This is a genomic window from Bradyrhizobium sp. UFLA01-814, assembly GCF_046718885.1.
GTDB classification, from domain to species: Bacteria; Pseudomonadota; Alphaproteobacteria; order Rhizobiales; family Xanthobacteraceae; genus Bradyrhizobium; species Bradyrhizobium elkanii.
In genome coordinates this window covers 31,285-41,293 of the sequence record NZ_JAQOSR010000003.1, presented here as the reverse complement: position 1 = coordinate 41,293, position 10,009 = coordinate 31,285, and the positions used below count along the sequence as shown (strand labels likewise).

General features: G+C 59.3%; 8 protein-coding genes. 7 read left to right on the top strand and 1 reads right to left on the bottom strand.

Going from position 1 to position 10,009, the window contains the following annotated elements; translation table 11 throughout:
• Nucleotides 1-434: 434 nt before the first annotated feature.
• The gene (locus PMN64_RS01550; protein WP_411779481.1) at nt 435-1,724 is read left to right on the top strand and encodes a DNA methyltransferase; all 1,290 of its coding nucleotides are present in this window, start codon (nt 435-437) and stop codon (nt 1,722-1,724) included.
• Between the two features lie 179 nt (nt 1,725-1,903).
• Here the strand turns inward: PMN64_RS01550 and PMN64_RS01545 are convergent, their stop codons facing one another.
• Entirely contained in the window at nt 1,904-2,200 is a 297-nt protein-coding gene (locus tag PMN64_RS01545; protein ID WP_411779479.1) for a hypothetical protein, read from the bottom strand.
• A gap of 485 nt (nt 2,201-2,685) precedes the next feature.
• On the opposite strand from PMN64_RS01545, the gene PMN64_RS01540 reads away from it, so the two are divergent.
• The 6 genes from PMN64_RS01540 (at nt 2,686) to nifD (ending at nt 9,965) form a co-directional block, all read left to right on the top strand.
• Nucleotides 2,686-2,880, top strand: coding sequence for a 4Fe-4S dicluster domain-containing protein (locus PMN64_RS01540; protein ID WP_411779381.1), 195 nt, complete (start codon nt 2,686-2,688; stop codon nt 2,878-2,880).
• Between the two features lie 202 nt (nt 2,881-3,082).
• Complete coding sequence (gene sufB / locus PMN64_RS01535; protein ID WP_411779380.1) at nt 3,083-4,579, top strand: Fe-S cluster assembly protein SufB; 1,497 nt, start codon at nt 3,083-3,085, stop codon at nt 4,577-4,579.
• Between the two features lie 66 nt (nt 4,580-4,645).
• Entirely contained in the window at nt 4,646-5,398 is a 753-nt protein-coding gene (gene sufC, locus PMN64_RS01530) for a Fe-S cluster assembly ATPase SufC (RefSeq protein WP_411779379.1), read from the top strand.
• Nucleotides 5,399-5,416: 18 nt separating this feature from the next.
• On the top strand, nt 5,417-6,754 hold the full coding sequence (gene sufD, locus PMN64_RS01525; RefSeq protein ID WP_411779378.1) for a Fe-S cluster assembly protein SufD: 1,338 nt from the start codon (nt 5,417-5,419) through the stop codon (nt 6,752-6,754).
• The gene (locus PMN64_RS01520) at nt 6,751-7,998 is read left to right on the top strand and encodes a cysteine desulfurase (protein ID WP_411779377.1); all 1,248 of its coding nucleotides are present in this window, start codon (nt 6,751-6,753) and stop codon (nt 7,996-7,998) included. The genes sufD and PMN64_RS01520 overlap by 4 nt, the downstream gene beginning before the upstream one ends.
• A gap of 464 nt (nt 7,999-8,462) precedes the next feature.
• Nucleotides 8,463-9,965: a nitrogenase molybdenum-iron protein alpha chain gene (nifD, locus tag PMN64_RS01515; protein ID WP_411779376.1), complete on the top strand. Its 1,503-nt coding sequence runs from the start codon at nt 8,463-8,465 to the stop codon at nt 9,963-9,965.
• Nucleotides 9,966-10,009 lie beyond the last annotated feature (44 nt).

The following is a 10,009-nucleotide window of genomic DNA, read 5'->3' as shown; positions in this document are numbered from 1 at the left end:
TCTTGCGTTGGTAAGTCGAGTGCTGCACGCTTGCTAGCCGAGCGCCGCACCCTGCTGCTCCATTCTTGTGGCTCACCTGTCCGCGAGGCCGCAGAGGTGCTGAATGTCAACCTTGGGGATGTTCCCGACGCCATTCATCGAAGTATCGACGAGCAGACTGTCGACTGGTCTCTTAGGAGCCGGCCCTGTCTCGTTGAAGGAAGGTTCTTGGATCGGGTCCTCGCCGGCCTCTCGGTAAAGCCGTTTCTCATTGAGTTGCGAGCAACCTTGGCCGTTCGGCAGTCGAGAGCTTGCAGTCGAGCCGGACATGTTGTCTCTATTGAGGAACTCAAAGGCTGGGATCAAGCCGATGCCGTGTTTCGCGAGCGAATGTACTCCGAGCAGGCGCTGGAGCCCGATTTGAGCTTGGATACCTCGACTTGTACGGTGCAAGAGTGCGTAGATCGTCTGATCCAGGAGATTCCCTGGTAGGCTTGGGGACGCGACTAAGCCGAATACATCCGTATCCAGCGATGGTGCCGGATGAGCTGGCGATGTCGCTTGTGAACAAGTTTGTTCCACCCGACGCGAGCGTGCTTGATCCGTTCTGCGGTTCGGGGCGGCTCCTTGCCGCGGCGACGGAAGCGTCTTTGCGGGTGGGTATCGATACCAATCCACTGGCCTGGCTGCTAACCCAAGCGAAGTTCGCCAAGGCTGATCCCCAAGGGGTTCGTGCCATCATCGCTGAGATGGCCCCTGCAAAGTTGCGCTCTCCTAAACCCGGGAGCCTCGTAGGGCCAACTGAAAGGAAAGTTCAGTGGTTCTCTAAGCCAGTAATCGAGGAACTGAGCCGGATCGTCCTGTGGCTAAATAGCTTAGATCTTTCTAAGAACGAATCTCTGCTGGTTGCAGCGGCCCTCAGCGCGACGGTTCGCGACGTGTCGTTTGCACGAGAGCAAGGTTGGAAGTTGCATAGGCTGGACGCTGCGTCGCGGCGAAAGTTCAGGCCCTGTCCTTGGGACCGTTTAGAGAAGCGCCTAACCTACTGTCTAAATGAACTCTCAAAACAAGGTTCGCGGTTTGGTGGTCGAACAGTTGTAAAGCTCGGCGACTCGAGGGGCCTGGCGCGATGCGAAAAGAGTCCTGTTGCGAAATACGGACCCTTTGACGTTGTTCTGACGTCCCCTCCCTACGGTGACTCTCGTTCCACCGTGCAGTACGGCGCGGCGTCGTCTCTTTGCCTTTCTATTGTCAGTCACTTGAAAGGCTTCGACCACCTGCGCTCTACCGGCGGCTCGATTGATAGCAGCTGTCTAGGCGGGACGACGATCGATCGAGAACCCTGGTTTAGCTTAAAATCGTATTGGTCCGGGTCGGATCACAGCCCGCATGCTGCGTCGGTTTCCAAATTTCTTTGCGACTACGATGCGGTTTGCGACGGCCTGGTTGACCATTTAAGTCCCACTGGAAAAGCCATCTTCGTAGTCGCACGGAGGTCAACCGGCGGTTACCGACTGAAGTTGGACGAGTTCACAGCCGATTGCTTTTCGCGCAGGGGCTTCACGCTTCTTTCGAAGGAAGAAAGACCGTTGTCGCACAAACGGACGCCGCGGCTCATAAATCGTTTCGGACGAGATGCGACGCGACAAAACTCTGCGTCTGCGTTGGTGCCGACAATGAATAGTGAGATCGTGGTGGTGATGGCCCGAACTTCAGTCCGCGGTGCTAAGCGACGTTCTGCTTGACGTGGGAGGCGTCGCGCTGCGGCGGCACCCGGCCTGATGCTGTCGTGGGGCTCGCCAAAAACACTGATAAGGGCGCATAAAATTGAATATGCGCAAACGACGGGGTGACGCCTAGCAAGGCGGGCGTTTGCGGTCGCCGAACCCCTCTGCAGGCCGCTATAGTCGGGCCACCGTTCGCGCTACACGGCAGACCAATCTGTCGAACCACGAGGGGTGGGGACGCGGCGCTCTGTGAGCGCTTTCGCGATGCTGCTGAGCGAGGTTATTCCGCTGGACTGAAGGTCTCGGATAATGGGCGCAAGGTCGGCAGCCCGGTCGTTAGCGCGGGCCATTTGCGCCTCCCGTCCGGCCTTGCGTGCGGCACGCGACAGCTGGGCACCTCTATCACCACCGAGGGCCACGCCCCGCCTCTTGGCAGCCGCGAGGGCCGCCATGGTGCGGTCTGAGATCGCCCGTCGCTCTTCATCGGCGACCATTGCCATGATGCCCACCGTCAGCCGATTTGCATGCGGCCCATCCCCGGACGCGGTGAGGATACGCTACGCGGAGTCCGCTCTGGCGTGCTCTTGTCGGTCATACTGGTCTTTCGGTGGAATTGGTCTTGCCCTTGCGAGCGATGTGGATCTGTTTCTGCTTCGCCCGCAGCTTGGTGAACTTCGAGACGAGCTGAGGAGTGACACCGAGGATATCCGCAATCTGGTGATGAAGCAGACGAGGATAGTGATCGCACTGCCAACACACGGCCTCTTGGGTCGCCAGCTCACGACGGCGGGTCGACCGCCTACGAGTTGAACAAGGACAGCATCGAAATCAAGCCTTGGGATTGCGTACTGTAGGGTTTGCGACAAGCTGTCCAAGCTGCAACATTCGGCGGAAAATAGCCGAGACAAATCAAGGCTCGGCGTTTGGCATGAGGCTTGAAGGGATGAAGCCGTCCCGCATCTCCTGTCCAAGGAACCGCATGGCTTACAAGATAATCGCGTCCCAGTGCACCGTCTGTGGCGCTTGTGAGTTCGAATGCCCCAACGCCGCAATTAGTCTCAAGAACGACATCTATGTGATCAATCCGGCGAAGTGTACCCAATGCGATGGGCATTTCGACGCGCCACAATGCGCGGCTGTCTGCCCGGTGCCCGACACCTGTGTGCCGGCCTAGAGGAGTGGTCGATGAGTGGGTCCTCGGCGCGCATCAAAGTCGAGACGCTATTGGTGTTAGCGAACTATGTGATCGGTTGCTTCGTTCGGCCGGTCTTGAGCCCCGAACTGGCGACTTACGCGATCGCGTTTGCGGCTAGGAGAGCACGCCGCAGCTGGCGCTGGAAATTGTCGGAATCGTCCCAGGGCGAGCGGAGCGGGCAATGGTAGCGGCACAAGAGACGGCTGAGCGCGTCGCTCGCATCGGCGTCGATCAGTATCGATATGGTTTTGAGACGCTGATCGAGTCCGACAAGGCCCCGAAGGGGCTGTCGGAGGACACCGTCCGCTTCATCTCCGCAAAGAAGAGCGAGCCGGCCTGGATGCTGGAATGGCGCCTTCAGGCGTATCGCTGCTGGCTGACGATGACTGAACCGACCTGGGCCCGCGTCCACTATCCGAAGATCGACTACCAAGACATCTACTATTACGCGGCGCCGAAGCCGAAGAAACAGCTCGCCTCGATCGACGAGATCGATCCGGAGATCCTCAAGACCTACGAGAAGCTCGGCATCCCGCTTCGCGAGGTCGCGATTCTCGAGGGCGTCGAGCCGCAGCCCGGCGGCGAGCAGACGGCGAACCGCAAGGTTGCGGTCGATGCCGTGTTCGATTCGGTCTCGGTTGCGACCACCTTCAAGGCGGAACTGAAGAAGGCCGGCGTGATCTTCATGCCGATCTCGGAGGCGATCCGCGAGCATCCCGAGCTGGTGCAGAAGTATCTTGGAACGGTGGTGCCGATTTCCGACAATTTTTTCGCGAGGCTGAACTCAGCGGTGTTCTCCGATGGCTCATTCGTCTACGTGCCGCCGGGCGTGCGCTGCCCGATGGAGCTGTCGACCTATTTCCGTATCAACGAGCGCAACACCGGCCAGTTCGAGCGTACACTGATCATCGCCGACAAGGGCTCCCACGTCTCCTATCTCGAGGGCTGCACCGCACCGCAGCGCGACGAGAACCAGCTGCACGCCGCCGTGGTCGAGCTCGTGGCGCTCGACGATGCCGAGATCAAATATTCGACGGTGCAGAACTGGTACCCCGGCAACTCGGAAGGCAAGGGCGGCATCTACAATTTCGTCACCAAGCGTGGCGACTGCCGCGGCAGGAATTCCAAGATCTCCTGGACTCAGGTCGAGACCGGTTCGGCGATCACCTGGAAATATCCGAGCTGCATCTTGCGCGGCGATTATTCGCGCGGCGAGTTCTACTCGATTGCGATCTCAAACGGTTTCCAGCAGGTCGATTCTGGCACCAAGATGTTCCATCTCGGCAAGAACACGTCGAGCTGGGTCATCTCCAAAGGCATCGCCGCCGGAAAATCGCGGAACACTTATCGCGGTCTTGTCAGCGCAAATCGGAACGCCGCTGGTGCGCGCAACCACACCACCTGCGACTCGCTTCTGATCGGGGACAAATGCGGCGCGCTTACCGTGCCCTATGTCGAAGCCAAGAATTCCTCGGCGACGTTCGAGCATGAGGCGACGACGTCGAAGATTTCCGAGGACGTGCTGTTCTACTGCATCCAGCGGGGAATGTCGCAGGAGGAAGCTGTCAGCCTCGTCGTGAATGGCTTCATCAAAGAGGTGCTGCAGAAACTGCCGATGGAGTTCGCAGTCGAGGCGCAGAAGCTGATCTCGATCTCGCTCGAGGGATCGGTCGGATAATTACAGCTTTAGCGAGCCCACCAAAGTGGCTCGCCGGTCCGATGATACACGTGAGGGATAGCTTGAATGGTGTTACTCGAAGTCAGAAATTTGCACGTTTGTGTCGAGGGGCGCGAGATCCTCCACGGGCTCGACCTTACGGTCAATGCGGGCGAGGTGCATGCCATCATGGGACCAAACGGCTCGGGAAAATCAACGCTCGGCCACGTCATCACAGGCAAGCCCGGCTATCAGGTCACCGCAGGTCAGATCCTGTTCAAGGGCGAAGATCTGCTCGCGCTGGCGCCGGACCAGCGCGCCGCCAAGGGTATCTTTCTTGCCTTCCAATACCCGGTAGAGATTCCAGGCGTGACCACCATGAACTTCCTGCGTACCGCGCTCAACGCGCAGCGCAAGGCGCGTGGCCAAAGCGGATATTCGACGCCGCATTTCCTGAAGAAGGCTCGCACGGTCGCCAAGCAACTCAACATTCCGCAGAGCATGCTGAAGCGGGGCGTCAATGTCGGCTTTTCCGGCGGCGAGAAGAAGCGCAACGAGATTTTGCAGATGGCGCTGTTCGAACCCAGTCTGTGCATTCTGGACGAGATAGATTCTGGTCTCGATATCGATGCGCTGCGGATCGTGGCCGAGGGCATCAACGCAATGCGCTCGCATGACCGATCGATGATTATGATCACGCATTATCAGCGGCTTTTGAATTATGTCGTGCCCGACGTTGTGAACGTGATGTCGAAAGGGCGGGTCGTAAAGAGTGGCGACAAGCAGCTCGCGCTGGAGCTCGAGGCCTCTGGCTACGCCCAATTCGACGACGCGGCCTGACGCGCAGGGGATTTTCGGATGGATCTGGTTCTGGCTAAGGCTATGCCGGAGGATAAAGCCAATGCGGAGCGGGCGAGCAATGTCTTCGCGGCTGCGCGCGGGCGCTTGCCCGGCGTGGGTCGTATCGTCGACATTCGCGCGCGAGCATTTGAGGCTTACGAGCGGGTCGGCCTGCCACACCGGCGCGTCGAAGAATGGAAGTACACAGATCTGCGCGTATTGATGCGCGATGTGCTGCTGCTCGCTGACACGCCAGATGCGTCCTCGCTAAGGAGGGCGCAGGCTGCGGTCGAGCAAGCGGCATTCAAAGGCGCAATCAAGCTGGTGCTGGTTGATGGTGTGTTCGTACCCAGTCTGTCTGATGTCGCCAAGCTCGGAAAAGGCGTCGTCGTACGGACACTGCGCGAGATTCTGGATAGTTCGGCGAGCGACGCAATGGCCGGCTTGGTGCTGTCGACGACCGCTGATGCGATGATCTCGCTCAATACTGCGATGGCAACTGATGGCGTCGTGGTGACGATCACGGAAGGCACGGCGCTGAGGCGTCCGCTTCATGTCATTCACGTCGCAACCGCCTCCGCCGCATCTCACTTTACACGCTCATATCTGCACCTCGATGATCGCGCGCAGGGAACCGTACTGGAAAGCTTTGTCGCGGCCGAAAGCGCATGCGGCTATCAGGCCAACAATGTCAAAATCGTGCTGGTTGGCAATCAGGCCGGCCTCTCGCATCTTCGCGTGAGGGCAGATGCGCCCGACGCAGCGAATATCTCCTCGCAGATCATCGCAGTTGGTTCCAGGGCCAAACTCAATCTGTTCGACATGGCCCGCGGCGGCGCCGTCAGCCGCTGTCAGGATTTCATCACGCTGGCGGGCAAGGAGGCCGAGTTGTCCGTGAACGGCGTCAACTTGCTCATGGAGAAGCAGCACGCCGACACGACACTCGTGGTCGATCACGCCGCGCCGCATTGCGTTAGTCGTCAGAATTTTCGTGCGGTCGCTGATGGGGCCGGCCGCTCGGTGTTCCAGGGGCGAATCATCGCTCGTCCCGACGCGCAGAAGACCGACGCCAAAATGACGATGCGGGTGCTGCTGCTGTCAGACCAGGCCGAGGCCGACAATAAGCCAGAGCTCGAAATCTTCGCCGACGACGTGAATTGCAGCCACGGAGCGACATCAGGCGGGTTGGATGAGAGTCTCCTGTTTTATTTGGGCGCTCGCGGTCTGTCCGAGAACGATGCGCAAGCGCTGCTGATTCGGGCGTTCCTTGGTGAGGCGATTGAGGGGATCGCCAACGATAATTTGCGCGATTTTGCGACCGCGCAAACCGACCGCTGGCTCAAGGCGCGGCGATGAACACGCATCCTGCGGTTAGCAATGATGCCTACGACGTCGATCGTCTGCGCAAGGAGTTTCCCGCGCTTTCCACGACGGTCCATGGCCAGCCGCTGGTTTATCTCGACAATGCCGCGTCCGCGCAAAAGCCGAGGGCCGTACTCGACCGTCTGATGCAGGCATACTGCAGCGAATATGCAAATGTGCATCGCGGGATGCATTACCTCGCCAACGCCGCGACCGAGGCCTATGAGGGCGCGCGGGCCAAGGTAGCGCAGTTTGTGAACGCACATCGAACCGAAGAAATCATCTTTACTCGCAGCGCTACCGAGGCGATTAATCTGGTTGCTCAAACGTTTGGCCGCGAGCGCATCATGCCGGGTGACGAGATCGTTCTCTCGATCATGGAGCACCACTCGAACATCGTACCGTGGCACTTCCTGAAGGAGCGCCATGGTGCCGTGATCAAGTGGGCGCCGATCGACGACGAGGGCAACTTCCTGATCGAGGAGTTCGAAAAGCTCCTTAACTCGCGCACCAGAATCGTCGCGATCACCCAGATGTCGAACGCGCTCGGCACGCTGGTTCCGGTAAAGGATGTGGTCCGTCTCGCGCATGCCCGCCGCATTCCGGTGCTGGTCGACGGCTCACAAGGGTGCGTCCATCTGGATGTCGATGTCCGCGACATTGATTGCGATTTCTACGTCATGACGGGCCACAAATTGTATGGGCCAACCGGCATAGGCGTGCTTTACGGCAAATATGCCAATCTGGCGGCGATGCCACCGTTCAACGGGGGCGGTGAGATGATCCGCCAAGTTTCTCGCGAGGGCGTGATCTATGGTGATCCACCGCACCGGTTCGAGGCAGGCACGCCGCCGATCGTCCAGGCGATCGGTTTGGGCTCGGCTATAGCCTTCATTAATTCGATCGGCAAGGCACGGATCCGCAAGCACGAGAGCGCACTGCTGGCTTACGCGCAGGAAAAGCTGCAGAGCATCGATTCCCTGCGCCTCATCGGAACGGCGGCAGAGAAGGGCGCGATCATGTCCTTTGACATGAAGGTCGCGCATCCGCACGATATCGCGACCGTCATTGACCGCTCCGGGGTCGCGGTGCGCGCCGGGACCCATTGCGCGATGCCGTTGCTCGCGCGCTTTGGCTTGCCTGCGACGTGCCGCGCTTCCTTTGCTCTTTATAACACATATGAAGAGGTCGATCTGTTGGCACGCGCGCTGATCAAGGCGGAGCGCCTGTTCTCCTGAGCGGCCGACTTGCTGCGATCTGGCCGCCGCGCGGCCCGACAAGATTGCGAACGACGGCGGTATGACCACGCAGGATGTGCGCAGCTCCGCTATCGGCGAAGCCGAGCACTTACGGGCTTTTGGGCGCCCCGGTCCTGGCAAGCTGAATGGGCTGAGCTGCCGTGCGGTTTGCTCGCCTCGCCGTGGCTCCGCTCAACTCATGCCGGACTACATCCGGCTAGTCATCGGCACTTTTCGTGGCCCATATCACGGCCGAGCTCGCCTTGTTTTGTTTCGAACACGGCCGAACGGACAGCTGATCTGGACCATGCGATGTCGGGTTCGCAACAACCGTTCCTCGCTGCGCATGGTGCACGCTAAGCGCTTGGAAATAGGATGAGTTTTGCGTTCACGCTCAGCTGGCATGCACGTTGCAAAAGTGGTGGCTAAGAGCCGCCGTTGCAACATCTTAAAAGGACATCAGCATGAGTCTCGCCACGACCTATAGCACCGCACAGATCAGGGCGCGCAACAAAGAGCTGATCGAGGAGGTGCTGAAGGTCTACCCGGAGAAGACCGCCAAACGACGCGCCAAGCACCTTAACATTCACGAGGCCGGCCGGTCGGACTGCGGGGTCAAGTCCAATATCAAATCCATACCCGGCGTGATGACAATTCGCGGCTGCGCCTACGCGGGTTCCAAGGGCGTGGTCTGGGGGCCGATCAAGGACATGGTTCATATCAGCCACGGCCCGGTTGGCTGCGGCCAATATTCGTGGGGTTCGCGCCGTAACTATTACGTGGGTACGACGGGCATCGATAGCTTCGTGACGTTGCAGTTCACCTCCGACTTCCAGGAAAAGGATATCGTGTTCGGCGGCGATAAAAAGCTCGTCAAAGTCATGGATGAGATCCAGGAGCTGTTCCCGCTCAACAACGGCATCACCGTCCAGTCGGAGTGCCCGATCGGCCTGATCGGCGATGACATCGAGGCGGTCTCCAGAGCGAAGTCCAAGGAATTCGGCGGCAAGACCATCGTGCCGGTCCGCTGCGAAGGTTTCCGTGGCGTATCGCAGTCCCTAGGCCATCATATTGCAAATGACGCGGTGCGCGATTGGATCTTCGACAAGGGGGGCCCACAGGGCGAGCCGAGGTTCGAGCCGAGCCCCTACGATGTCGCTATCATCGGCGATTACAATATTGGCGGCGACGCCTGGTCGTCTCGAATTCTGCTCGAGGAAATCGGCCTGCGCGTGATTGCCCAGTGGTCCGGCGACGGCTCGCTGGCCGAGCTCGAGGCAACCCCGAAGGCAAAGCTGAACATTCTGCATTGCTACCGCTCGATGAACTATATCTCGCGCCACATGGAAGAGAAGTTCGGTATTCCCTGGTGCGAATATAACTTCTTCGGGCCTGCAAAGATCGCAGAATCACTGCGCAAGATCGCGGGCTACTTCGACGACAAGATCAAGGAGGGCGCCGAGCGGGTGATCGAAAAGTACCAGCCGCTTGTGAACGCCGTGATCGCAAAATATCGCCCGCGCCTGGAGGGCAAGACGGTGATGCTGTTCGTCGGCGGATTGCGTCCGCGTCACGTGATCGGCGCATACGAAGACCTCGGCATGGAAGTCGTCGGCACCGGATATGAGTTCGGACACAACGATGACTACCAGCGCACCGCCCAGCACTATGTGAAAGACAGCACGCTGATCTACGACGACGTCAACGGCTACGAGTTCGAGCGCTTCGTCGAGAAGATCCAGCCCGACCTGGTCGGCTCGGGGATCAAGGAAAAATACGTGTTCCAGAAGATGGGTGTGCCGTTTCGGCAGATGCACTCCTGGGACTATTCGGGCCCATATCACGGCTATGACGGGTTTGCGATCTTCGCGCGCGACATGGACATGGCGGTCAATTCGCCCATCTGGAAGAAATTGAAGGCGCCCTGGAAGGATGTGCCAAGGCCGAAGCTCTTGGCCGCAGAATGACGCGAAACAACCCTGCTCTCTGTCAAGAGACGGGACGACGTTAA